The 23,725-nt window shown below is 56.5% G+C and carries 21 protein-coding genes; 2 read left to right on the forward strand and 19 right to left on the reverse strand.

Annotated elements, in window-relative coordinates; genetic code table 11:
- Positions 1-158: 158 nt before the first annotated feature.
- Genes AC07OE_RS00765 through epsA form a run of 19 tightly spaced genes read right to left on the reverse strand, consistent with a single transcriptional unit; the run spans position 159 to position 20,681 of the window.
- Positions 159-1,265 carry a DUF1972 domain-containing protein gene (locus AC07OE_RS00765; protein WP_495068655.1) on the reverse strand — a complete coding sequence of 369 codons (1,107 nt, stop codon included), beginning with the start codon at positions 1,263-1,265 and terminating at the stop codon, positions 159-161.
- Complete coding sequence (locus AC07OE_RS00770; protein WP_495068656.1) at positions 1,262-2,323, reverse strand: glycoside hydrolase family 99-like domain-containing protein; 1,062 nt, start codon at positions 2,321-2,323, stop codon at positions 1,262-1,264. The genes AC07OE_RS00765 and AC07OE_RS00770 overlap by 4 nt, the downstream gene beginning before the upstream one ends.
- Complete coding sequence (locus tag AC07OE_RS00775; RefSeq protein ID WP_495068657.1) at positions 2,320-3,441, reverse strand: glycosyltransferase family 4 protein; 1,122 nt, start codon at positions 3,439-3,441, stop codon at positions 2,320-2,322. The genes AC07OE_RS00770 and AC07OE_RS00775 overlap by 4 nt, the downstream gene beginning before the upstream one ends.
- Positions 3,438-4,670 carry a glycosyltransferase family 4 protein gene (locus AC07OE_RS00780; protein ID WP_495068658.1) on the reverse strand — a complete coding sequence of 411 codons (1,233 nt, stop codon included), beginning with the start codon at positions 4,668-4,670 and terminating at the stop codon, positions 3,438-3,440. Before AC07OE_RS00780 ends, AC07OE_RS00775 begins: the two co-directional genes overlap by 4 nt.
- A gap of 7 nt (positions 4,671-4,677) precedes the next feature.
- Positions 4,678-5,613, reverse strand: coding sequence for a glycosyltransferase family 2 protein (locus AC07OE_RS00785; protein WP_495068659.1), 936 nt, complete (start codon positions 5,611-5,613; stop codon positions 4,678-4,680).
- Positions 5,603-6,631, reverse strand: coding sequence for a glycosyltransferase family 2 protein (locus AC07OE_RS00790; protein ID WP_495068660.1), 1,029 nt, complete (start codon positions 6,629-6,631; stop codon positions 5,603-5,605). The genes AC07OE_RS00785 and AC07OE_RS00790 overlap by 11 nt, the downstream gene beginning before the upstream one ends.
- A 6-nt stretch (positions 6,632-6,637) precedes the next feature.
- The gene (locus AC07OE_RS00795) at positions 6,638-7,957 is read right to left on the reverse strand and encodes an O-antigen ligase family protein (RefSeq protein WP_495068661.1); all 1,320 of its coding nucleotides are present in this window, start codon (positions 7,955-7,957) and stop codon (positions 6,638-6,640) included.
- A gap of 6 nt (positions 7,958-7,963) precedes the next feature.
- On the reverse strand, positions 7,964-9,166 hold the full coding sequence (locus tag AC07OE_RS00800; RefSeq protein ID WP_495068662.1) for a Coenzyme F420 hydrogenase/dehydrogenase, beta subunit C-terminal domain: 1,203 nt from the start codon (positions 9,164-9,166) through the stop codon (positions 7,964-7,966).
- Complete coding sequence (locus AC07OE_RS00805; RefSeq protein ID WP_495068663.1) at positions 9,159-10,319, reverse strand: polysaccharide pyruvyl transferase family protein; 1,161 nt, start codon at positions 10,317-10,319, stop codon at positions 9,159-9,161. Before AC07OE_RS00805 ends, AC07OE_RS00800 begins: the two co-directional genes overlap by 8 nt.
- Complete coding sequence (locus AC07OE_RS00810; protein WP_495068664.1) at positions 10,320-11,612, reverse strand: oligosaccharide flippase family protein; 1,293 nt, start codon at positions 11,610-11,612, stop codon at positions 10,320-10,322.
- A 37-nt stretch (positions 11,613-11,649) separates the two neighbouring features.
- On the reverse strand, positions 11,650-12,333 hold the full coding sequence (epsI, locus tag AC07OE_RS00815) for an exosortase-associated protein EpsI, B-type (RefSeq protein ID WP_495068665.1): 684 nt from the start codon (positions 12,331-12,333) through the stop codon (positions 11,650-11,652).
- 7 nt (positions 12,334-12,340) lie between these two features.
- Positions 12,341-13,234 carry an exosortase B gene (xrtB, locus tag AC07OE_RS00820; protein WP_495068666.1) on the reverse strand — a complete coding sequence of 298 codons (894 nt, stop codon included), beginning with the start codon at positions 13,232-13,234 and terminating at the stop codon, positions 12,341-12,343.
- Positions 13,231-14,079, reverse strand: a complete 849-nt coding sequence (epsG, locus tag AC07OE_RS00825; RefSeq protein ID WP_495068667.1) for a chain length determinant protein tyrosine kinase EpsG — start codon at positions 14,077-14,079, stop codon at positions 13,231-13,233. Before epsG ends, xrtB begins: the two co-directional genes overlap by 4 nt.
- On the reverse strand, positions 14,076-15,452 hold the full coding sequence (epsF, locus tag AC07OE_RS00830) for a chain length determinant protein EpsF (RefSeq protein ID WP_495068668.1): 1,377 nt from the start codon (positions 15,450-15,452) through the stop codon (positions 14,076-14,078). The genes epsG and epsF overlap by 4 nt, the downstream gene beginning before the upstream one ends.
- 16 nt (positions 15,453-15,468) lie before the next feature.
- Positions 15,469-16,275, reverse strand: coding sequence for a polysaccharide export protein EpsE (gene epsE, locus AC07OE_RS00835; RefSeq protein WP_495068669.1), 807 nt, complete (start codon positions 16,273-16,275; stop codon positions 15,469-15,471).
- Positions 16,276-16,305: 30 nt separating this feature from the next.
- Positions 16,306-17,253: an EpsD family peptidyl-prolyl cis-trans isomerase gene (locus tag AC07OE_RS00840; protein ID WP_495068670.1), complete on the reverse strand. Its 948-nt coding sequence runs from the start codon at positions 17,251-17,253 to the stop codon at positions 16,306-16,308.
- 12 nt (positions 17,254-17,265) lie between these two features.
- Positions 17,266-18,432, reverse strand: coding sequence for an XrtB/PEP-CTERM-associated polysaccharide biosynthesis outer membrane protein EpsL (gene epsL / locus AC07OE_RS00845; RefSeq protein ID WP_495068671.1), 1,167 nt, complete (start codon positions 18,430-18,432; stop codon positions 17,266-17,268).
- Between the two features lie 40 nt (positions 18,433-18,472).
- Positions 18,473-19,894 carry an undecaprenyl-phosphate glucose phosphotransferase gene (locus tag AC07OE_RS00850; protein WP_495068672.1) on the reverse strand — a complete coding sequence of 474 codons (1,422 nt, stop codon included), beginning with the start codon at positions 19,892-19,894 and terminating at the stop codon, positions 18,473-18,475.
- On the reverse strand, positions 19,887-20,681 hold the full coding sequence (gene epsA / locus AC07OE_RS00855) for an XrtB/PEP-CTERM-associated transcriptional regulator EpsA (protein ID WP_495068673.1): 795 nt from the start codon (positions 20,679-20,681) through the stop codon (positions 19,887-19,889). Before epsA ends, AC07OE_RS00850 begins: the two co-directional genes overlap by 8 nt.
- Before the next feature lie 379 nt (positions 20,682-21,060).
- Here epsA and AC07OE_RS00860 point away from each other — a divergent pair, with 379 nt between their 5' ends.
- The gene (locus AC07OE_RS00860; protein WP_495068674.1) at positions 21,061-22,164 is read left to right on the forward strand and encodes a nucleotidyltransferase family protein; all 1,104 of its coding nucleotides are present in this window, start codon (positions 21,061-21,063) and stop codon (positions 22,162-22,164) included.
- A 32-nt stretch (positions 22,165-22,196) separates the two neighbouring features.
- A complete protein-coding gene (locus AC07OE_RS00865) occupies positions 22,197-23,636 on the forward strand; it encodes a mannose-1-phosphate guanylyltransferase/mannose-6-phosphate isomerase (protein ID WP_495068675.1) in 1,440 nt (479 codons plus the stop codon).
- The last annotated feature ends 89 nt before the right edge of the window (positions 23,637-23,725 follow it).

The following is a 23,725-nucleotide window of genomic DNA, read 5'->3' on the forward strand; positions in this document are numbered from 1 at the left end:
CGACGGCGTGCTGAAGCGAATCTATGGAAAAGATTTGCCATTAGGGTCTAGATCTTGGCGAGGTCCATGGCAGCGCCCCATCTTTTCCGCCGGAATATACAAAATAAGCCTCTAGCCCGCGTGAATATTGGGCAAGAAGCTCATATTTTTATAGCAATTTAGTGCGGCAGATAATTTTCCAGCAGATCCTCGTACTGCTTCAGCACATGCGGCCAGGTGAACTCTGTCTGGTAGCGGGCAAGCCCCGCGCGCTTAAGTTCGGCCAGTCTGTCGGCGCTGGCGAGTAGTTCGTCCACACAAGTAGCAAATCCATCTGCCCCCGTGAAGTACACCGCACTATCGCCCACCACCCAGCGGTTAAACCGGTTGTCCTGGGCGATGACTGCATTGCCGGCACCCAGAGCCTCTACCAGGGATGGATTGGTGCCACCCACCTGATGGCCGTGCACATACGCGGCACTATGAAAACGCAGCGCTTGCACCACCGTCTTGTCGTAAATGGCGCCTACAAAACGCACCTCATCGCTGGCGGCCGCCTTCACGGCGCGGTGGTAGGCATTGGTCTCAGAGTAGTTGCCCAGCACTACCAGCTGCATGCCACGCGGTTTTGCAGAAAATCCCTTCACAATTTCCAGCAACGAGTTTTCGGGTTCAGCCCGTGCAATCACGGTCATGAACTTGCCGGGCTGCAAACCCAGTGCCTCAATGGGAGCCGTTGGCGCCGCGGTTACCGCGTCTGCGCCATAGGGAATGGTGGTGATCTTGCCAGGCCGCACGCGGCTGGTCAGGTGCACCTTGATTTGTGGGTGGTCTGCCACCAGGTGGTTGCCCAGCCAGCAACCTGCCCAGTCATTCAGCCAAAACCAAGTCTTGGCCACTGGCCCCCACTTCATGCGTGACCACTCAATGCCATCCATGTTGATGACGTTGGGTATCCCCTTGATCCGCAGCAGCGCACAAAACACCGCCGTGTTGTAGCCCAGCGTCAGACACAAATCCCGGTGCTTTGCGGCGTGGGCGGTGGCTTGCCAGTCAAACACGATGGTGCCCTTGGGCCCCTCTTGGCTCACCGGAAAGTGCACGCGTTCCACCCCTTGCCAAGTGTCTTCAAACACAGGGCCAGTGCCCTCGTCTTGGCAGTACACCACCACGCGCCAGCCTTGGGCCACCAAGTAGAGCGATAGGTATTCGGCAAAGGTCTCAAAGCCGCCGTGGGCTGCAGGCACGCCGCGGGTGCCGAGAATGCGCAGAGTCTTTTGCGTCATGGGGTACCAAATACTTTCTTTACTTTTTCCAGGTAGCTGAATCCGTCCTTCTTGGTCGGTTCAATGTAGGAGCCCTCGCCAAACTCATTCCAGCAGCAAATCACGCCCATCTTGGGGCTGCCGGGTTTGGCGGCATCCATGGCGGCTTTGGCCGCATTCAGGTGTGCCTCAAACTGGCTGGCGTTGCTGACGGACTGGTCATGCAGCGCGTCCTTGCTGCCACCCCAGGGGCGTTTGTCCCATCCGGCCGTCATGGGCACGATGGTGGGCAGGTTGCCCTTGGCAACAAAGCGCCCCCAATGCTCCTGGTAGGCCTTGTCCAGTTCCGGGTAGTTGTGTGACATCACCGAGGAATACAAACCCTGGTGCAGGTTGTATGCAGACAACGCCGAATAGCCGGATTCTTTGGCGTAGCTGTCAATCATGGGTGACCCGGCTCCAGTGCCCGCCACAAAGTAAATGCCAGGTAGCCCGTTTTGCTGGGCAATGGCCTGGGCAGAGTCCAGCAGCTCCTTGGTAGTAGCCCCAAACTTGGCGGCATCCGCTTTCAAAAAGTCTGCGTAAAACACAAACACCACCGGCTTGCCATCTATGCGCAGGAACTCGGGCCGCTGAAAGTAATACTTCACCCAGTAGGTCACCATTCGTTCAAAATTGTCGCGGCTGGACGGCACCCCATCATGGTTGGCCCAGAGCAGCGAAATCTTCACCCTGTCGCGGTTGGGCGCGCGCATGTGGGCGGCAATCGCGTGCTCCAGAAATACCTTGCCGTCCTTGCTCCAGTACCAGTCGTAGGCCACAAAGTTGATGCCGTAGTCCGCCATCCAGTCAATTTGCTGGCGCATGACATCGTCAGAGCCATCCCTGTACCAACCCAGCTTCGGCTCACGCTCCGGAAACGGTTTGATTTTTTCCCACGGCAAGGGAAACTCCGCTCCCTTTTGGTTGTCTGCCCAGCCTGGAAAGTAGTACACCCCCACGTTGTATGTATTGGCTTGGGCGGCAGCGAGTTGTACGCACAGGGCCATAGCCAGTGCCAAAAGAGTGCGGATCATCATGGTGTTTGGTCCTTGGCCGCTATGGCCCTGTATTGCGCAGCCACCCGTCGGGCGGCCTCATCCCAAGAGAAGCGCTGTGCCTGCTCTTGCCCTTTTTGCGCCAGCGCTGCGCGCAGAGGGGCGTCAGTTGCCAGCGCCTGCATGGCATCTCGCAGGGCCTGCACATCGGTGGACTCCACCAGTGCCCCCGCATCGCCCACCACCTCGGTCAGTGCCGTGTTGTTGGCCACGATAACTGGCACGCCGCTGGCCATGGCTTCCAGTGGCGGCATGCCAAAACCCTCAGCCAGAGATGGGTAGGCAAATGCCAGGCAATGCCGGTACAGCGCGGGTAACTCCCTGTCCCCCACGTTGTCCAAAAAAACCACCTTGTCTTGCAAGCCAGCCTGCGCCAGCACTGCAAACATGGCATCAAATCCAAAGTCTTTTTGCCCCACCACCACCAGCGGCGGTGCATCCTGTCCCAACGCCGCGTAGGCTTTGAACAGCGTTACATGGTTTTTGCGTGGCTCCAGGCGGCCCACGGTCAAAAAGTAGCCACCCGGCTGCAGCCCCCGCGCTGCCACCAAGTCCGCCCCATCGGTGCTGGGGTAAAACCGGCCCCGGTCGGCCGCGTTGGTGGTCACCGTTACCCGTGCCGGGGCAACGCCATAGCGCTTGCAAATTTCACGCTTGGAGAATTCGCTGACCGTAAAGATGTGCTCCGCCTGATACGCGGCCCAGCGCATCAAGATGCGCGAGCGCAAACGGAACACCGGCTGAAAGTACTGCGGGTGGCTCTCAAACAGCACGTCGTGAATGGTTACCACGGTCTTTGACAGCGAGGGCAGGGGAATGATGTACTGCGTGTGCAGCAAATCCAGGCCCAGGCGTCTTTGCATGCGAGGCAATTCCCACATCAGCCGACGCACAGAGCCCGTGTGTGCCAAACGTTCCAGCCGAACATTTGGCAAAGCAAACGCCGGGTAGTTGTTCAAGAAAGAAGCCGTATCGTCCAGCATGCAGACAAACTCTATTTCTGGGCACAGCTTGGCCACACGGGCAAACAGTTCAATCACGTGGGTGCGAGAGCCCTGAAACAGACCGTCCACCACATGCAGGTCAAAGCCTACTCTCATACCTGCGTGCCTTTGCTTGGTGTTGTTGTCATCGCCTTGTGCCGGTCTACGGCGTGTTCCAGCAACCTGCTGAGCGATGCCCATTTGGCTGGCCAGGAGAAATGTTGTTGCGCCAGCGTCCGGGCGTTGGCACCCAGCTGCAAGCCCAGGCTGGGGTTGCCCAGCAGCGCTATCACATGCTGTGCAAAAAGTTTGGGGGCATCCGCAATCAACATGTGTTGGCCATCGCTAGCCCCGGTTTCTTCCGCACCAATGCTGGTGGTCACAATGGGGCAGCCGCAGGCCATGGCCTCCAGCGTCTTGATCTTGATGCCACCGCCGCTCAGCAGCGGCACCACCACCACTGCCGCAGAGCGCACGAAGTCGTAGGCATCCGGCACCATCCCGACAAACTGAATGTTCTTGTTCGCTAGCGCCTGTGCGGTGTGTGGCACGCCTTTGCCCGCCACCTCAAACACCGCATCCGGGTAGGCTTGCAGTACGTGGGGCAATACTTGGTGGATAAAGAAAAAAAGCGCAGCAACATTGGGCTGGTGGGTGAATGACCCAATAAACGCAATTTTCTGGGTGGATACCGGTGCCCAGGCTTGTTCGGGTATGGCTACTGCAGCGGGGCTGGTGATCGCGGCCAAACCGGGGCTGAATACTTCCAAGCCCAACCGGTCTTGTTCGGTAATGGCCGCGACGGCGCTGAACCTGGCGTACCAGCGCGACTCGTAGCGCAGCCATCCCAGCCAATTTAAAAAGCCCAGCAAGCGTTTGACAAATGAGCCTACGGGCTTGTACTGGCGGTAGGCGGACACCGAGTAGGCGTCCTGCACATCCATCAGAGTGGGCACGCCACTACACAGGGCTACGTACTGCGCCATTTGTGGAAACTGCACCAGCACCGCATCGGCCCGCGTGCGATCCAGGGTCTGCTGCAGCGCTATTCGCATAGCTGGCACATCGCATATGGACGCGCCTACGGGCGTGAGCCACAGCTGCGCCAACTTGGCCCGCAATATGGTGAGCTTGTCCAACGGCTGGTGCACCGTGGTGACGGAGGCACAAACACGCTGCAAGTGGGGCAGTGCAGTCACCAACTCTGCAGAGTCTTTTTGGGCAAATGCCACAAAGTGAATCTCGTGCTGCGCAGCCAAACCTTCCAGCTGCCCCCAGCACAAAGCGCCCCCCCCATGCGGCACACCCGGGTAGTACACAAAAGGCGACAGAACGATGAGTTTCATGCGTACCTCATCCCTGCAACGCTGCCAGTGCCTGCCTGGCCGCTGCCGCATAGCCCTTGGCCTTTTCGCCCGCCATGGCGTTGCCCTGCAGCCTGTGCTTCAGTGCATACAGCGGCACCCTGAGCGCCAACACAGCCGCCAGTAGCAGGCCCGTGGCGCGGGCAACCAGTGCACCGTAATGCTTGTGCAAGTAGAGGCGATAAGACCGTACTGTGCGTGTCAATGCGCTCTGGCCTATCCAGGCCTTGCCTGCACCTTCGTAGTGGCACACCTGCACACTTGGCAGGTAGGCCACGGTGTAGCCGTGCAGATGCACATGCTTGCAATAGTCCACGTCTTCCACGTACATGAAGTAGCGCTCGTCCAGCCCGCCTATGGTGTCCCACAGGCTGCGGCGCGTCAGCAAAAATGCACCCGACACCCAGGCCACATCGGCATGGGGTTGCTCATAAAACGTGGTGCGTGTCTCGGTGCGGCGAAACACGCTAGGCAGCGCATGCACCGACGCCAACCCCAGCCACGACAGCACAACGCGCAGCGGCGTGTGCTCGTAACCCACCGAAGGCTGGTTGCGCCCATCACCATAGAACAGATGTACCCCCAGTGCACCCAACTTGGCATTGCCAAAAGCACCCACCGCGTCATCTATGGGGCCGAGCAGCTTGGTGTCGTTGTTGAGCAGCAGCACCAAATCGCCCTGGGCTGCGCGCACGCCCAAGTTGTTGCCACCCGTGAAGCCAGTGTTCACGGCGCTGCTGATCAGGCGCACCTGCGGGAACGCAGACGCTATGTACTCTGCACTGCCGTCTGCGGACGCGTTGTCGACCACGATGACCTCGTGACTGCAGCGCACATGCTGGGCAATGGACGCAATGCATTCGTCCAAAAAGCGCAGGCCGTTGTAGTTGACGATGACGATGGAGAGCAAAGGCTTAGCCTGCATAGGGCACCCCCGTGTGGCGTAAGGCCAGCAACCCGGCCAGACTGGAGCGCAGCGCTACCTTCACGGTTTTGAACTGCCTGCGCTTAAGCAGCACCAGCATCTCAAAGCCCACTTGCACCAAGCAGCGAGCAAAGTGCGCGCGGTTGTAGCGCCAGTTGAAGATCATCCGGTTGCGATAGAGGTAGCGGGTAGATGTTGCGGATGGTTCCTTGGTACTGCTGGAGCCAATGGTGCCGCCCTCTTTGTGCCACACCACGCTGGCGTCCGCGTAGGCCAGCTTGAACTTGCCCTGCGCCCTGAAGGCCCAGTCTATTTCCTCAAAGTACAGAAAATAGTCTTCACACATCAGCCCCACCGTTTGCAGAAATGGTGTGCTAACCAGCATGGAGGCACCCACTACATAGGCCGTCTGCGCCTCTACCGCAGCCACGTCGCAGGCCGCTTCTACAGGTGCAAATTGCCCAATGGGCACGACCACCCCGCGGCGCGCATCAAAGGCAGATCCGCCATAGGCCTGCACTTGGCCACGCTGGTGGTAGAAAACCAGCTTCGATCCACATATGCCAATAGCGGGGTCTTGCTGCGCGCGCGCAACCAACTGCTGCAGCGCATCAGGCGCCACCACCGTGTCGTTGTTTAGCAACCATACGTAGTCAAAGCCACCATGGGCCAGGCAATACCGCAGCCCCACATTGTTGCCACCGGCAAAGCCCAAGTTGGCTCCGGTTTGTATCAACACCAGCGGTTCGTCTTGGCCAACAGCTCCACCCGCTTCCGCCTGCGTACGGTCGTACAAGGCAAAAGGCCTGGAGGCCGCGTGGGCCCAGTTGGCGATTTTTTCCAAGGAGCTGTCATGCGAACCGTTGTCGCAGACCACGATGCTGAACGCTACGCCCGTGCTTTGGGAGACGCTTTGCAAGCATTCAATCGTGTCTTGCCAGCCGTTCCAGTTAAGAAGCAGGATCGCTACCTTTTCTATATTCTCTGATGGGAGGTTTACACCGAACTGCAAAAACATCTTTACTCATTCTTTTGAAAACTGTTCGTTTAAAACTATTGTTGATGCGGAAAATATTAAAATAATCCACATTTGTTGATGTAACGAGTGGGATGCCATTTGTATTGCATATACAAAAGTTGCTATGCCCATTGCTACATACGGTCTAACTATGTTTGTTGTGTATTGTCTTATTAAGAATTTATTTTTAAATAAGCAAATGGCAAAAAATATGATTAGTAAGGCGACAGCCAGCAATCCAGATTCCAGCCCAATTAATAAATAGAAATTATCCAATGTTCGGATTCCTGCTCTTCCAACTAGGGAAAAAACCGACAGATGCTCTCCTAATCCATGTCCATATATGGGAGATTCAAACACCTTTGGTGTTCCGCCGATCAGCATCTCTATTCTTGCATTGGTGCTTGATAAGGTCTCTTGCGTTCTTCCAATTGCATTGTCTCTATACATATACAGCATCGCCAAAGCACCAATAATCGGAATTGGTATTTGAGAAATAACTAGGTATTGCAGGACTCTATTTTTAGATGCCTGAGTCCAGGCATAAATCTCCCAGAAAATAAACAGAGTAATAGCTACAAGGCCTAGGCCCAGTGCTGCTCTAGATCCACTTACATAAATTGAGGCAAGCGATAGCACTCCCGTGCATATATAAAAAAGTGCTGATAGAATTTTTGTACTTCTTCTTAAGAGTGTCCAGATTATCGGTAGTTGCAAAATAAAGAATTGCCCCAACATAATGGGATGTTCGAATGTTCCTTGTGCACGATAACTATCATCTCTTGTTTTATCTAAAAATACGCCCATTAGATAGTCACTACTGACAGGAATTAATCCTATGAATAGATTTCTTTGCTTGTAATAGTCCACTAGTGCAACAATGCTGGCAAAAAATCCAGAAATCACTAGTGTTATAAATATTTTATCGACGCTTTTTTCGTCTTTAATAGCCAGTAGCGCATAAAAGAAAATTGGAAAGGTGACTAGAAACTCATTTCTGAAAAATGCATATAATTCGAAAATAGTATTGTGTGACTCAAACGCGCTGAGTATTCGTATGCCGTAGAAGGATGTCAGAACGAGTACCAGAATCCAGTGTTTCTCTAAACGCTGCTTCATTACCTTCACGGAAGCAGAGTTGGTAAAGAAAATACCAACAAAGCCAAAGAACAAAGCGACGCGCAGAAGACGATCTGGAGCCAAATTAGGGATGCCGCCAAACTTCAGCTCTGCATAGTTGGGCCACAGCGGCAATATGAATACCAGAGCCAAGAACAAATAAAAGTATTTGGTTTCTTTCTCAGGGGTGGTTGGTTGTGCGCGCATGGTGGTTTACGCAATCAAACGGCGCAGTGTGCCTCTGAAGCTGCTGATGTTTTCGCGCAGGCTGAGCTGTGTGGCCAAGCGAAAGAGGGGGAAGTGGGCGTAGCGTGGTGCAGGGCGTCGGGTCAACCACAGTGCGGTGATGCGCGATAACACCAGTCGCTTGCGGTTCAACTGGTAGGGCTGCATCTTGGCAATTTCTTCTACTGCCAGCGGTTCTGTCGCAATGGCGTTGGCTGCTTTGGCGCTTTGCACCAAGGCTTCTCCTTTGTCCGTGCGCGACAGCACCAGGCTGCGCCCTTCGCGTTCGGCAAAGTCTGGGTAACCGTCTTTGCCGTACCAGGCGTCGGCGCCCACCACGTCAGCAAATTCGCCGGTGCCGTCGGGGCAGATCTTGCAGCGGAACTGCAAGTGGCGGTTCAGCACTGTGCCCCACGATGTGGAGTAGTCGGTCTCAAAGCGCTGGTTGTCTTGGGTGATGGCGGTGGTTTTGCCGGGCCATCCATTGCCACGGTAGGCAAATGACTTGACTTGCTCTGGTGGCACACCAAACTTGTCCAGAATGGCCAAGGTGCCTTTTCGGCTGGGAATGCCTGCGCACATGAAAGAAAGCATGAAAGGCACTTTGTCGCTGACGCCGGGGTTTAGCTTTTCATAGCGGCGCAGGGCAGCAACATCGCAGGGCTTGCCCACAAACGCAAAGCGCCCGGGCAATGCCAGCAGCTCGGCCAGCTTGGCCAGTGGCGCCGATGGCGCGTAGCGCGAACCAGCGCCCGCCAGCACATCTTCGCGCGTGCGGCTGATGGAGAGTTCATTGCCTAGGGGGTCATCGCTGGCAGCTTTTACATGGGCGACAAAGTCGACTTGCTTGCTTTCCAGCAGATGAATGAGCAAACCAGAGAGAACGCCACCCGATGAGCCTTCGTGTCGGGTCGTGGGGTCCACTGCATGGCCTGTGCGCACTTTTACCAGTGGGCCCCAATGGGGGTGGTAGTTGGTCTGTTGTGCCTCATGTTGGATGAGCGCGCCGGGGCAGGTGTCAAATAGCTTGGCGTTATCTTCTGCGGTGAGTGGCGTGTGTGCCACTGGGCGCAGGTAGCCGTCTTCGCGCAGTGCGATTTTCACTTTGCCAGGGAACATGGACCCGCACAGACCGCAGCCCGTGCAAAGGCCGCTGGCCGTTATCCATTCAATGCTTTTGGCTTCAGCCATTGAGATCTTTCAGCACGTCGGCCAAGTAGTTTTCGTATTTGGCCAATTTGGTTTGTGCAATCTGGTTGCCAGCGTCCACTTCTGCTTTGAGCGCGTGGCGGTTGACAAAAGCTGTTTGCACTTTGGTGAGGGCCTGCTCCAGGCTGTCTTTTTTGCAATCACCAAAGTGGCCATAGTTCAGGGATTCAAACAGGCCGTTGAACTTGCGGCTATAGGCCAATGGCACTACGGGCACGCCGCTGGAGAATGCGCCGATGCATGCGTGCATGCGTGCACCCACAAAAAAATCCATGCCCGATATGAAGGACTTGGCTTCGCTGGGGGAGGTGAAGCGCTTGGCAACTTGCACGGTGGGGTAGCGCTTTTGCAGCTGAAGAGAGATTTGATAATCGTCCTCTACCGGCATGGACTCTGGCACTACGTGGGATACCAGATGCACCTCGCAGTCTGGGTTGGCGGTGAACCAGTCCAACATGGCGTGGGTGAGTGCTGCGTAGTCCAGGCTCAGGCCGAACTGGTTGTTGCGGGTATAGCCCCCGTGGTACAGCAAGCCCGAGACGTTGATTCCGACTCGAGTCTTTCCATCTGCCACGGGCGTTTGCTTTTCAAAGGGCAGGGCGAACGCAACGTCGATGACTTCGTCTGCGTTTTGGATGCCGTTGGCCTGCAGGTATTCCATGGACAGGTGATCCCGCGCAAACACCCGTTTGCTGCGGCGCATGATGAACTTGGCGCCCGCACGGGTAGCCGCACCGTTGAAAGGCCCAATGGTTTGTGGGCTGAGGATCAGTGGCACACCTGACAGCCAGGTGGCGTACTTGGTGCCTACCAGGATGAAGTAGCGTTCCAGGCCATAGATGTCGGTGAAGCTGTCGCCTTCGCCAATGTCCAGCACCAGATCACATTCGCGGATTTGTTTGAAAAACGGAGATTTCCACGGGGCGATGAAATTGCGCTCTACGCCCAGCACGCTGACCACGCCAGGAGTGGCGCCGTAGTTTTCCACACCAATGGTTCCAAAGACTTTGAACTGCACTTGCTTGCCTGCGCGCGCAGCCGCTTTCTCGATGATGGCGATTTGGGAAAGTGTGAGCGCACCCACGCCTAAGTTACTGGAGCTGAGGGAGTGCCAGAGCAGACCGATGGTTAACATTTAAATTCCAGATATCAAGAAAAGTGCAACGCCGAGCACTGTTGCAAAGGCTGCACCGTTGAGCTTGTTGATGCCCAAGGGAAAGCCTCGGCTGACCAAGTTCAGTGCGTAGACCACATAAAGGCATGTGATGGCGATGATGGACGCATAGAGCATGCCTGGCAGTTGGTAGCGCGGCAGTAAAAAGTAAGCAGAGGTGAACAGCGCTATCAGCGCCGCAGTGATCGCAGCGACGCGGGTGGATTGCAGTCCTACGGCGCTGAGTGTTACGCCGTGGCTGGCGGCGATGTAGCGAAAAAGCAATAGCAGGCCAAACAGGGGCATTAGTTTGCTGAGGTCCTGGAATTTGTTGCCGTAGAGCGTGTGCGTGATGAGGTTGGCACCGAAGCCAAATACCAGCAGCGATCCCGCACCAAGCAAAAGCATTTGGATAAAGAGTCGGTTTGCAAGATGCTTGAGTGCTGGGGCATCGTTGATCTTGCTTGCCATGGGCGGCAGGTAAACGTTGCTCAGTACCTGTGCAAATGTGTTGGCACCTTGCATGAGCCTCAGGCCAGCTTGGTAGATACCCACGGCCGCGGGCCCCAAAAAGTGATGGACGATAAGGGTGTCCGCCTGCGACTGGAAGTTGGTAAAACCTGCCTCTGCAGCAAAAGGCAATCCGGCACGCAGGTTTCGCAGACCTTCGCGCAGGCCGTGCGCTTGTTCCAACTGAGCCACGGGCGCTATGCGCCGGTAGGTGCGTAGGGTGAGCGCCAGGAAAAGGACGCGGGATGCCAAGAAGCCAAGGGCAATGGCCGTGACACCGTAGTCCATGGCAAGCAGTGCGAGGACTGCACCAAAATGCAGAAAATTGACCCAAGCGGCAATCCGTGTTTCTTCCTGGTACTGACCTAGGCCTCGAAAAACACAGGTATACGTTTCTGCAAAAGAGCTTGCGATACAAGTAGCCAAAAGGATCCAAAACACTCCAATGGGCTGCGAGGCACCCCATGATGTGAACGATACGATCGCAGAAACGGCGACTACGCCTGCGGACAAAAGCAACTTCGCGGCGAGTACACCCGACATGATGTGGCGTGTCTTGTTTTTGTCATAGCCTATGTCGCGCATAAGCTGTTGCCCAAAGCCGTAGTCAACGATCAGCCCCACCAGCGAAGTGATAGTGAAGAGGTACATGAACGAGCCAAACCGTTCTGGCCCCCACATACGGGCCATGACGATAAAGACCACAACACCGGTGAGCAACCGCAGTGCTGTGGATAGCGCCATGAAAATGGTGTGTCGTAGCAAAGGATGCCTCGCTGTTGATAGTCCTAGCCAGCGAAGGCTAGGACTTGGTGTCGCCCAGCAGATACGCTTTCGTATCAGCGGGGACGGAATTCAGCAGGTCGTCGATGAATTGCTTTTGGATTGCGTAGGCTTTGTCGTTCTCGGCGGAGATGCTGGACACGCGGAACAGAATGCCGTCTGCAACCACGCCGCCAAGCCCGTAGCCCAGGCGTGCAAAACCTTGCTCCAGGTTGCCGCGCACAACTTTTTCACCGATGCGGACCCAGTAGGTAATGGGTTCGTTGCGCTGGCCCAATTTGGCAACCACATGCATGGCGGGGATCTCCCCCGCGCTGGTGGAGACACTCGTTTTTTCGGTGTCCAGGATCTGAAACCCCTGCGCTGAATAGCAGACCTCGGGCCTGTGGATTTGCAGATCGCGGGATTGGTTGGCGCCATAGGCCAACGACAACATGACGGTAGCGCCGTTGGAGTTCACATAGACCCGGGATAGGGTCTCAGAATAGATCTCATCCAATATGGCGGTTTGTTGTGGATTGACAATCTGCCGGCCGGACTGGGGTAGTTCTTTCCAGTCGCCAAATGCAGTAGGTATCAGGTTCGCCAGGGTGACCTTGGTACGCTGCTCCGACATCAGTGTGTGCGGTGTCAGGGCCCAAGCTGCCACGGCAGCGCCGAGCATGCAGGCAGCCAAGACCCAGGATTTTGATTGGTTCAACATGCCGCGGTTACCTCAGGCTCAGCGATGCTGTTTTGCGTGCCTTAACAGCTTCGAGTGCTTGCAACGCATTGTCGAATCCGATGATCAGCAGCAGCGCAGTCAAAAACAAAACCATACCCGCGAAGCCGTGCAAGAAGCCTTGGCCTGCGGCATCGCCAAAATGGTAGGTGATGAGGCTTAGCGCCATCACGCGAATCACGTTGGCCGTGAAGGAGATGGGGACGATGAGGGTGGCCAAGCCGACGTTTCTGAACAGGGAGTCGCGCCGGACAATATTGAGGTATAGCAGGCCCAAGGCTTCCAATGTGAGCAGGGTATGCAGGCCGGCACAGGCATCGGCTACCAGCAGCATGTATTGCCCTATCTGCAAAATAACGCCGTTGCGGCCAATGGGGTAGCCCGCCCAGAAGAGCACATGCTCTGCTACGTACGACACAGCCATTTTCATGGGCATGGTGACCATGTCGACTACGACGCCGGGCAGCGGGACCATAAAGAACATGAAGAACAGCGCAAACCACTGGGCCTTCAGTGCTTTGGGCCCCAGAGTGAGCAGTGCTATGCCCACCAGAAGCCAGATGACGGAGCCCACCTCCAGCAGCAAGATGTCTTGCGAGCGGCCCAAGGCATAGAAGAACAAGCCCAGTGCAAAGAATGGCCAACCCCAGGCGGTGGTTTTTTCACCTTTGCTGGCCGCAAGCATGCTGGGCCAATTGCGGTAGATGAGCCAGCACGAGATTCCCAGCACGATGGGGCCGTGCATCTGCTCATCCTTGGCCCAGATGCCCGTGAACAGGTCGTGCAGGCTGGGCAGGTACAAGGCGGCAAGCCCCAATGCCACGGGCAACCAAGCCAAGAGCTGCACCTGGAAGGCGGTTCGCGCACGGGACACGGAGCTCATGCGTCGTTTAGCACCGAGCCTACCAACGCAACCCCGCTGTCTTGCAGGCGGCGCGACAGTTGTGTGGCCTGCGGCAGCAGGCTGGTGTTTTTGCGGGCCACCAGCAGCGCGGCTCCCGCACGTGCTGCTGCGATTTCTGCATCGGCGTATTCGGTCCCCGCGGGGGTGTCAATAATGATCACGTCAAACTGCTGGCTGGCAATGCGGAGCAGGTCTCCAAATGCCGGGCGCCCGAGCAGCTCCTGGGGGTTGGGCGGGATGGCGCCGGCGGGCAGTACAGCCAGACCAGGCAGCCCGGGAATGAGTTGGGCAACCTCAAGGCCAGCGCGATTTGCCAAAATCCCCGACAGGCCCGCGCTCTTGCCCAGCTTGAACAAGGCGTGTTGCGCACGGTCAGGCTTGGCGCGCATGTCTGCATCGATGAGCAGTGTGCGCTCGCCTTGCTGTGCAAAGACCACCGCAAGGTTGGCCGCGATGAAGCTGCGCCCCTCGCCACTGCCGGGACTCACGATGGCCAGAACTTTGTGTGCGGAGTCGGTGTTGAACCAGCGTAGCATCAGCTGGCTGCGCACCGCGCGCAGGTTTTCGCCTACGCGGCTGAATGGTTTGTAGGCTGCTACCAATTCGTGGCTGACGGTGTCGTCCTGGTCGTTCAGGTAGGAGTAGTCAAACTGCTTGCTAAGGGCGAAGTCGATGTCTTCCTTGGTCAGAACTTTCAGGGACAACGCGGCATCGCCAAACTGCACCTGGTCTTTGTGTTGGCGCTCCACAATGCGCGCTGCGTCGTCATGGCTCAGGCGGCCGGTAGCTACCAGAATATCGCCAATGGTTCTTACTTGAGTCATGTGCGTACTCCAATGGCCGTGCGTTTGAACATTCCCGATGCGGAGCTGATGGCGCCCAGCACAGGCAGTTCCAGCGCTTCCACCAAGTCTTCCGTCGAGCGCACGCGGCGGTTCATGAGTTCGAGAACCAACGCAAGTCCAATGCCGAGCAACCCACCCAGAAATATGGAAACCAGGGTGTTGAGCAGAATCTTGGGTTTGGAGGGGTCTGGCGGGGCAATGGCCGGATTCAACACCGCAATGTTGGTTTGGTTGGTCTGGCTTTCAATATTGGTCTGTGACGCGCGTTGGCTCACGATTTCGAACGCGCGTTGGGCGGATTCAATATCGCGGCGCAAAACGTTCAGTTCGTCACGCTGTTTGTTCAGCACCAGCACACGTGCCTTTTGGGTGGCAAGGGCACCTTGAAGCTGGCTTTCGCGCTGCTTGCTGACTTGGTAGGCGGTTTCAATAGAGGTTGTGATCTTGCGTGTTTCAGCTTCGAGCTGCGCCTTCAGCGTCGCTAGTTCAGATTCGGCCTGTTGAATCTGGGGGTGGTTGACACCCAAGTTACCTTTGTTTTCCGCCAGTTTGGCTTCCGCGCGCGCAATGTCGGCTTTCAGGCCGTTGATGAGTGGGCTTTGCATGACCTCTGCGACGGTATCCGCCTTGCCGCTCTGGCGCTTGCTTTGGCTGTCGGTGGTCTGGCCTTGCACACCCGTCAGTTGGCTGCTGGTTTCGTTGAGTTTTGCGGTCTCAAAGTCCATCCGTTCGTCGGTGGAGGTAATCCCGTTCTTCTGCTGGTAGTCGGACAGCGCTTGCTGGGCCTTTTCCAGTTTGTCGCGGGCAGTTTTTGTCTGCTCATCAAAGAACGTTGCGAACTGACGGGCCGGGGCGACACGCAGATCGAGGTTCACGTCCATATAGGCCTGGGCAAAGGCATTGGCAACGGTGGCTGCAAATTCGGGGTCTGCGCCGGTGTAGTTGATGCTGATGACGTTGCTCTCGCGGGAGGGCTTAACGTCCAGCTTCTTCTGTAAGAGGTCCGCTAACCAAACGCGCAGTTGGCCTTTGCCTTCAGTAGCTTCTTGCCACTGCGCTTGAATGGCTGGGCTTTTTTCCATTCCCAAACCCACAACCACCGCTTGTGCAACGCGGTCACTGTTGATGATGTCTACTTGGGTTGCCATGTAGCCAGGGGCCATCATGCCTTGCAGCATCAGTCCGCTCACGGGGTCAGGCGATTTCACGTCCACGACAACTGCGGTGCTTGCGGTGTATTGCTTTGGCAATAAAAGGCTGATACCCACCGTGGCAAATACCGTAGCTGCAAAGACTAGCAGGCCGATCTTCCAGCGCGCGCGGAGTATGAGAAAAAATTGTTGGAATGTCATGGTGTGATGCCCGAAATCAGAAGATGCTTTCTTTGACGTAAATCACGTCATTGGGGAGCACGGGGTCGGTCAATTGCGGCTCAAGCTGTTGAATGCTTCCGTTGGGCAGTTTGCGGCTCAGGCGCAAGCGTTTTTCGGAGCCGCGGGCGCTGGGGCCTCCGCCTTGAGCCAGGGCTTGCATGACCGTCATGTCGCGCTCAATGCGGTAGGACCCGGGGCGTTGCGCTTCGCCGTAAATGTAGAAAACAGGTGCGCGGTGAACGTAGATGGTGTCGCCACCTTGGAGCACCAAGTTGTCCTGCAGTTTATCGGTCAGGAAGATGGAGGGGATGTCGATTTCTTTGCGGAAGACTTTGCCGTCGCGCACACCGGTCACGATAACGATGTCATCCCCGCTAGGTGTTGCGCCACCGGCGTTCGCCAGCATGTCGCTCAAGCGGGTGTTGACAGTTTCCAGCGGAAAGCGTCCAGGGCGCGCCACCTGGCCCAGCACCGATACCTGGTTGCCGCGAATTTGGATCAGTGCAATGTTGACCTGGGGTTTTTGAATGAAGCCACCACGTTGCAAGGCATCCGCAATTTTCTTTTCTGCCGCCGCCACCGACAAGCCACCCAGCTCCACAGCCCCGATGAGTGGGTAGGTGACGCTGCCGCTTTCCGAAACGCGGGTTTCTATGGTGAGGTCCGGATTTTGAAAAACCTGTACGCGGATGGTGTCGCCGGCTCCCAAGGGGTAGTCAGATTTGTCTTGGGCATATGCTGCAAAACTACTTAGCGCCAGCAACGCAGCGAGCAAAAATTGAGGAAGGCGTAATGTTTTCATGGTGGCAATTTGTGCGAGCGGTTTGTGGGCTTATTTAAGACCAGCCACACCTTTTTCGAGGGAGGTTTTGTTCGCAGCTTCTGGTGTCGCAGATGGCTCTGCGGGCACCTGTGCCGCTGGAGCTGGCGCGGAATTGGCAAACTCGCCCATGTAAGTGATCTTGGTGCTGGAGCGCAATTGTTTGATATTGGCCGCAACGGCTTCGCCGGCACGCTGATTCACCAGAAATTGCTCAATGCGTGGCAGAGCGGCGTCTTGGGCCACAGGGGAGGATTGCGAGGAAACCACGCGCAGCAGTGTGATGGTCTGGGGGGTCTCAATCAGAGTGCTTTGACCGTCTTTCAGTGCGTGGATGCGCGGCAGGATTTCGAGCGGAATTTGCTCGGCGGCACGGGTTGCTGCACCACCGCCAAACTGGATGTTTTTGGACTTGAGCAGAGCTGCTGCTTCTTCAATCGGTTTGCCAGCAGCCGCAAACGGGCGCAACTGATCTGCTACGCCGGCAGACGTTGGAACCACAATTTCCTGCACGTTATAGACCCGGCGTTCGCTGAACAATTGGGGGTGGTCGACGTAATACTTTTTGATTTCATCGGCAGATGGTTTGGGCGTGGCAGCGCCGATCTGCTGGATGTAAGCACGGGCCAAAATATCCCGGCGTGCGGCCTCGATTTGGGCGACTACTTCGGGTGAGCGGTGTAGCTTGTTCTCAGTTGCTTGGTCGACGGCCAGTTGTTGGTCAATCAGCTTTTCCAAAATATCGCGCCCCATGGCCTGTACTGACTCTGGGGTTGCGCCATTCATGTTGGTACGGCTGAGCACTTGGTTGATTTGGTGCACGGAGATTTCTTCAGACCCTACTTTGGCCGCGACTTGGGTGGCCACTTTCTTGTCGTCCTTGTTGCCGCAAGCGGCCAAGCCAATAGCGATGGATGCCGCCAGGACGGCGGTGGCGAAGCGTTGGGAGGAAATGTTCATGGTGTAGTGCAATCAAAAATTGACTTGGGCGGTAAAAAACAGCAGCGTGCTTTCAAAATCAAGTCCGGCTTGGTTGGAGCCGCGGTTACTGTTTTGCAAGCCTGCATTCAGGGAAACTTGTTGGTAGGGCTGCCAGTTGACGGATACGCTGGTGTCGCGGGTGACGTCGCGCCGCTGGCTGCTGGCCGCGGCTGTGGGACTGCCGAAATAGTCTATTTGTGCCCACTCATGGCGCATGCGCAACGCCGCTTTGGGGCTGAACTGCCACACGGGCCCTACGGAGACTTTGTCTGTTTGGCTGTAGTTACTATTGCTGGTGGTGTAGGAGTCCAGCAAATGGCTGAATCCGAGAGAGAGTAGCGATTTTCCGCTGATCGCCCAATCCAGATTGGCTCCCGTATTGAAGCCGCTGTAGTCGCGTGCACCGTAGGTGGGGTGTGTTCGATCGATGTGGGTGACATACACCTCAGCGTTGCTGCCGCCGTTCAGGTTCCAGCGCAGGCGCAAATCATTGTCCCATTGCTTGAAGTGGTCGTCGTACGACCCGGTGTTGGGTACGACCCGGTTCAAATAGCTGCCGTTGCCCAGACGTGCCTGGTAAGTGAGTGTGCTGCCGGAGGCAAACGCATAGCGCAGCCCCGCATCTGCAGAGGCAATGGTGTAGTCGCCACCGGCTAGCAAGGCTTGTTGGTTGGCTTGTCGGGTGGTGCTGGCGCCCGCAATGAGGCGCCATGGACCATCCAATTCGTAAACAGTGTCTATGCGGGTGGTGGTGTCCACACGCTGATTGCGTGTGGTGTAGCCCTGATAGTCACTGAAACTGTTCAGTGTTTCTTTGCGGTCGGTCGTGAAGTTGCCGGTAAGACGAGGCGTCACGGCCCAATGCCAAGCCGCCGCATAGTTGCTGGCAGTGAAGCTGAGGTAGTTGAAGTTTTGGTATTTGTAGTCCACCAAACTCACATCCAACTCAAATTTTTGCAGACTCTGTTGGGTGTTGAACCCTAGCCCTACGGTGGTGACGCCGATCTGCTCAGCAGCACTGCTTTTGCCGATGAGGGCCTGCGTGTTGGCATTGCTGGGCAGGCGAAACAGGTTGCTATCGGTTTGAACTGTGTAGTTCGCATTGAAGACCAGTGGCTTTTCCTGGGCGTGAAGCGTCGTCGCATTGCAAAGCAGCAATGCTATAGCCCAAGAAAGACAAGTAATGCGCCGCATGCGCTTAATAGGCTTGCTGGTCTTTGACCACCAGGCGCACGGTTTTGAGGATGATGTGAATGTCCAGCCGCAGCGACCAATTGCGCAGGTAATCCAGGTCGTAGTCGATACGTCCTTGCATTTTGTCCAGCGTTTCGGTTTCGCCTCGGTAGCCGTTGACTTGGGCCCAGCCAGTGATGCCAGGCTTGACTTTGTGGCGCACCATGTAGCCCTTGATGAGCTTGCGGTAGAGCTCGTTGTGAGCAACGGCGTGGGGCCGGGGGCCTACGATACTCATGCGGCCTTGGAGCACATTGATGAATTGGGGAAGTTCATCCAGTGAAGTCTTACGCAGGAATGCCCCTAGAGGGGTGATGCGTGAATCGTTCTTGGTGGCTTGCTGGACGGTTGTACCGTCTTCGGTCACCGTCATCGATCGGAACTTGTAGACCAGGATCTCTTCACCGTCCAGCCCGTAGCGGCGCTGTTTGAAGATGATGGGGCCAGGGGATCCTAGCTTGACTGCAACCGCGATGGCGGCAAGTACGGGCGTGATCAACAGAAGAATCAGCAAGGAGAACACCACGTCGCTCATTCGTTTCACGGCGCCGTCAAAGCCTCGGAAAGGGGTTTCGCACACGGAGATAACAGGCATGCCACATACGACGCTGGGGTGGCCCTGGATCAGGTCGGTGACGAACATGTCGGGCACAAAGTAAATGGAGGCAGTGGTGTCCTTCAGTTCATCCAGAATGTGCAGGATGCGAGGCTGCGATGCCATGGGCAGTGACAGGTAGATGACCTGGATGCGGTTTTGTTGGGCGATGCATGCCAGTTGGTCGATCTTGCCGAGCAAGGCATGCGGAGAGTTGGGGTGCAGGCGGTCGGTTCCGCGGCTGTCCACGAAGCCCGCAAACTCGATGCGCGAATAGGGAGAGTCCTTCAGCTTGTTGGCAAGTGCAAGGCCTTGTTCGTTCATGCCCACAATCAAGGCCCGCTGTTTGGGGCCCTGTAGTTTGATCACCCAGGGTGCCGCCGCGCGTAAGGTGAGGCAGGCCAGCAGTTCAGCGGAGGGTGCGACCCACAGCCAGGCGGTCAGGGCATTGAGTGAGAACTCTTTGATATACCCGGTGGCGTAACCGGTAACGCCCAGCAGGCCGGCAATCCAGATCCAGTTGATGGCAATGTCCAACAACACGGAGCCCATGGACGTTTGCAGTCTGGATTCACCGGGAAAGGTCAGTGCGAAGGTGAGTACAGCCAGCAGGAGGTAGGCGGGGGGCAAACTGCCTTCAAAGTAATACGCCACTGCCCACAAAGACGCGACAAGGGCGCCGGGGCACACGGCGGACTCAAACAGGCTCAGCAGATTGTCTTTGCCCAGGGTAGGGTGTTCTGAGCCGCGGTTGAGGGCGGCGGCGGACAGCGTAACGTGGGCCTTAGACATGGTTGACCCAGGCGCGGAATTTGCCCACAGCTTGGGCGCGGTTGGAGACGTCGAGCTTCTTGAAAACACGTTGCATGTGGTTTTTGACCGTGAAGGCGCTGATCTCCAGGATGCTGCCTATCTCGGGATTGGTTTTGCCCAGAGCCACCCATTTCAGGATTTCGGCTTCCCGGTCGGTAAGGTCATGTTCCACCGTCAGCGGCGTGTCTTTGCCATTGCCTTGCGACTGCAATTGCGCCTGGTGGGGTAGGTGCTCCACTTGGCGCAGTGCCGTATCAATATAGGGGAGCACCATGGACATGGCTCCGCGCTCCATATCGGTGAAGACGTCTTTGACGCTGAAGGCAACGTAGAGACAATCGTGACTCCCTCGCTCGTCCCGGATGCCGTGCACCGTGGCAGAGCGCATTTTTTGCAATGCACCACCCAAAGCACTTTTCAGGCCAGAGTCGTTCAGCAGGAAGCCACTTTCGCCAGCATTGAGGCTGAAGGGTTTGTTTCCAAATTCAGTCCAACGGTTGAACAACGTAACCAAGAGTGGTGTCAGGGCTGGGGCATGGGAAACGTGCGAGCGCACCCCAGCCATGGCAGAAATGATGTCGTGCTGGACCGCACCCGTCGAAAAATCGCCCCAGGCCGCAACCAGGATGTCGTGCGGCAGGTACCGTTGCATATCACCCTGTAGCCATATGAGCACGTCAAAGTGGCTGCGTACTTCCACCGAATGGGTCACAACCCGGTGGTAGTGGTGAAGATCCTCGGTAGAGAGCGAGGGAAGGAACAACATGGGGTGGATACGCAGGTATTAGGGTTAACGCGGATAAGCAGACAAGTGCGCGATGATAGTTAGGCCTTGGACATGTGCCCATCCCCCAAATGGGTGAATTTGTGCCAAATGGTACGAAGCGACAGTCAAATGTGAACTAATGCACATTTGTCTAAAGTATTCGAACGCGTTCTTTCATCTGTTTCATCTTGGTAACAGACTCTGATTGAGGGGTATTGCGTCTGGCATTGATGCACATGGTTGTGGCAGCGCTGTGACAGACTTGGCTTTGTTTTTGCATGTTGGTTACATATGGACCGCAGGCTTAGTCCGTATGGACTAGGACGTGCCCGGTACACTGCCCAACTGCCAAAAACAGCGGCAGGATAAAAGGGAAAAAATGGCAAAAGGAATGATTCTGGCGGCCGGTCAGGGCACTCGCGTACGTCCTTTGACGCGGGATTTGCCCAAGCCCATGGTGCCTATCTTGGGCAAGCCGGTCATGGAGTACTTGATCGAGCACTTGGCGCGACATGGCATCACAGAAATCATGGTCAACGTGGCCTACCACCACCAGCGGATTGAAGAGTATTTTGGAGATGGACAGCGCTGGGGGGTGGAGATTGGCTATTCGTACGAGGGGATACGCGAGCATGGCGACATCCTTCCTCGTCCTTTGGGGTCGGCCGGAGGGATGCGGCGCATCCAGGATTTCAGCGGTTTTTTTGACGACACCACACTGGTGCTGTGTGGCGACGCGCTGATTGATTTGGATATCACCGCCGCCCTGGCGGAGCACAGGGCCAAAGGCGCCCTGGCCAGCGTCGTTGCTCTGGAAGTGCCATTGGAAGAAGTGTCCTCATATGGCACGGTGGTGGCGGATGCTGATGGCCGCATCCAGTCTTTCCAGGAAAAGCCCAAGCCCGAAGAGGCAAAATCAACACTGGCCAGCACGGGTATTTACATCTTTGAACCGGCGGTGCTGGACAAGGTGCCTGCGGGCAAGGTGTATGACATCGGTTCCCAGCTCTTCCCGCAATTGGCAGACGAAAAGCAGCCCTTCTTTGTGCAAAACCGTCCCTTCAATTGGCTGGACATTGGTCGGGTGAGTGACTATTGGTCGGTGTTGCAGCGCGTGCTGCAAGGCGAAATCGACTACATGCACATGCCGGGCAAAGAAGTGAAGCCAGGTGTGTGGGTGGGCCTGAATACGCAAATCCCTTGGGAGCAGGTGAAGATCGAGGGGCCGGTGTACATCGGATCCAGCGTCAAGATTGAGCCTGGCGCTACCATCATTGGCCCTGCTTGGATTGGGCATGGAAGTGTTGTCCGCACTGGAGCACGCATTACCCGCGGTGTGCTGTTTGAGTACACGCGCATTCCCGCCGACATGCACTTTTTTGAAATGATTGTGTCCCGCCACTATTGCGTGAACCGCCATGGTGAAACGCTGTACCGCGGTGACGACACGGCTCGCTTGCGTTGGGGCGATGCCCGCGCTTGAAACACAAAGATTTAACTATTGAAGGAAATGCCATGTTGATTCAACCGGTCGTGCTGTCGGGGGGATCGGGGACCCGCTTGTGGCCCCTGTCCCGCGAGAAATATCCGAAGCAATTGCTGCCCTTGATTGGTGAAGACTCGTTGCTGCAAGCCACTGTGCGTCGTGTGGAGGGTATTGCGGGCGCTGAATTGGCCGCACCCCTAGTGGTGTGCAACGAGGAATACCGCTTCGTGATCGCCGAGCAGCTGCGCGTGATGGGCAAGCCAGGCACGGTGGTACTGGAACCTTTGGGGAGAAATACGGCGCCAGCCCTTACCATTGCTGCGCGAGCAGCTATGAAAAACGGAGCGGACCCTGTGCTGTTGGTCATGCCGGCGGACCATGTGATCGTGAACACCCATGCCTTCCAGGACGTGGTGCGAAAAGGCGCTGCCTTGGCGAACGACGGCGCGGTGGTGACCTTCGGCATTACGCCGGACGCACCAGAAACCGGCTATGGTTATATCCAGTCGGGCGAGAACTTTGGCAGTGACGGTGCCAAGCGGATTGCCCGTTTCGTAGAGAAACCCAACTTGCAGACGGCACAGGCCTATCTGGACGAAGGGAGCTACTCTTGGAACAGCGGTCTGTTCATGATGCGCGCTTCGGTGTGGTTGTCGGCGTTGCAGGCCTGCCGGCCGGACATCGCTAGTGCTTGCGAAGCCGCCTGGACGCAAGGTAGTTCGGACGGTGAATTTGTGCGCGTGGGTAAGGATGCATTCAGCCAATGCCCCAGCGACTCCATCGATTACGCGGTGATGGAGCGCATTGCAGCCGGTCAAAACACCAGCTTACCAGTGGGTGTGGTGATTCCTCTGTCTGCAGGATGGTCCGATGTGGGGGCTTGGGAGGCGCTGTGGAACGTGCTGCCCAAAGATGCCGACGGCAATGTGGCGCAGGGCGACGTGCTGATGCAGGACAGTCGCAACACCCTGGCTTTGTCGGAAGGGCGTTTGATCGCTTGTGTGGGCGTGGACGACTTGATCGTGGTCGAAACCGCCGACGCCATTTTGGTGGCCCACAAAAACAAGACCCAGGACGTGAAGAAGATTGTGGACCGCCTGAAGCAGGCGGGCCGCAGCGAGGGGCAGACCCATCGCAAGGTATTCCGGCCCTGGGGTTGGTACGACAGCGTGGACTCGGGCGAGCGATTTCAGGTCAAACGCATTGTGGTCAAACCCGGTGCGGCCTTGTCGCTGCAAATGCACCATCACCGTGCGGAGCACTGGATCGTGGTGAGCGGCACCGCCAAGGTGACCCAGGGTGAAAAAACCTATCTGCTCTCCGAGAATGAATCAACGTACATTCCGCTCGGTACCACCCACCGTCTGGAGAATCCCGGCAAAGTGGAGCTAGAGATGATCGAGGTGCAGTCCGGTAGCTATTTGGGCGAGGACGACATCGTGCGGTTTGAGGACGTATACGGACGCTAAGTGTGCAGTAAGTCATTTGGCTAGTCCGATCAGGCTATATACGCTTATCACCGATCCGTGGAAACTTGCCCTAACTCGAAGCCAGCAGT

The sequence above is a fragment of the Rhodoferax sp. GW821-FHT09E07 genome, from assembly GCF_059416145.1.

Excerpts from the sequence above, each read along its gene's own strand:
- AC07OE_RS00765 (WP_495068655.1), bottom strand. The coding sequence starts at position 1,265 with ATGACGCAAAAGACTCTGCGCATTCTCGGCACCCGCGGCGTGCCTGCA.
- AC07OE_RS00770 (WP_495068656.1), bottom strand. The coding sequence starts at position 2,323 with ATGATGATCCGCACTCTTTTGGCACTGGCTATGGCCCTGTGCGTACAA.
- AC07OE_RS00775 (WP_495068657.1), bottom strand. The coding sequence starts at position 3,441 with ATGAGAGTAGGCTTTGACCTGCATGTGGTGGACGGTCTGTTTCAGGGC.
- AC07OE_RS00780 (WP_495068658.1), bottom strand. The coding sequence starts at position 4,670 with ATGAAACTCATCGTTCTGTCGCCTTTTGTGTACTACCCGGGTGTGCCG.
- AC07OE_RS00785 (WP_495068659.1), bottom strand. The coding sequence starts at position 5,613 with ATGCAGGCTAAGCCTTTGCTCTCCATCGTCATCGTCAACTACAACGGC.
- AC07OE_RS00790 (WP_495068660.1), bottom strand. The coding sequence starts at position 6,631 with ATGTTTTTGCAGTTCGGTGTAAACCTCCCATCAGAGAATATAGAAAAG.
- AC07OE_RS00795 (WP_495068661.1), bottom strand. The coding sequence starts at position 7,957 with ATGCGCGCACAACCAACCACCCCTGAGAAAGAAACCAAATACTTTTAT.
- AC07OE_RS00800 (WP_495068662.1), bottom strand. The coding sequence starts at position 9,166 with ATGGCTGAAGCCAAAAGCATTGAATGGATAACGGCCAGCGGCCTTTGC.
- AC07OE_RS00805 (WP_495068663.1), bottom strand. The coding sequence starts at position 10,319 with ATGTTAACCATCGGTCTGCTCTGGCACTCCCTCAGCTCCAGTAACTTA.
- epsI (WP_495068665.1), bottom strand. The coding sequence starts at position 12,333 with ATGTTGAACCAATCAAAATCCTGGGTCTTGGCTGCCTGCATGCTCGGC.
- xrtB (WP_495068666.1), bottom strand. The coding sequence starts at position 13,234 with ATGAGCTCCGTGTCCCGTGCGCGAACCGCCTTCCAGGTGCAGCTCTTG.
- epsG (WP_495068667.1), bottom strand. The coding sequence starts at position 14,079 with ATGACTCAAGTAAGAACCATTGGCGATATTCTGGTAGCTACCGGCCGC.
- epsF (WP_495068668.1), bottom strand. The coding sequence starts at position 15,452 with ATGACATTCCAACAATTTTTTCTCATACTCCGCGCGCGCTGGAAGATC.
- epsE (WP_495068669.1), bottom strand. The coding sequence starts at position 16,275 with ATGAAAACATTACGCCTTCCTCAATTTTTGCTCGCTGCGTTGCTGGCG.
- AC07OE_RS00840 (WP_495068670.1), bottom strand. The coding sequence starts at position 17,253 with ATGAACATTTCCTCCCAACGCTTCGCCACCGCCGTCCTGGCGGCATCC.
- AC07OE_RS00850 (WP_495068672.1), bottom strand. The coding sequence starts at position 19,894 with ATGTCTAAGGCCCACGTTACGCTGTCCGCCGCCGCCCTCAACCGCGGC.
- epsA (WP_495068673.1), bottom strand. The coding sequence starts at position 20,681 with ATGTTGTTCCTTCCCTCGCTCTCTACCGAGGATCTTCACCACTACCAC.
- AC07OE_RS00860 (WP_495068674.1), top strand. The coding sequence starts at position 21,061 with ATGGCAAAAGGAATGATTCTGGCGGCCGGTCAGGGCACTCGCGTACGT.
- AC07OE_RS00865 (WP_495068675.1), top strand. The coding sequence starts at position 22,197 with ATGTTGATTCAACCGGTCGTGCTGTCGGGGGGATCGGGGACCCGCTTG.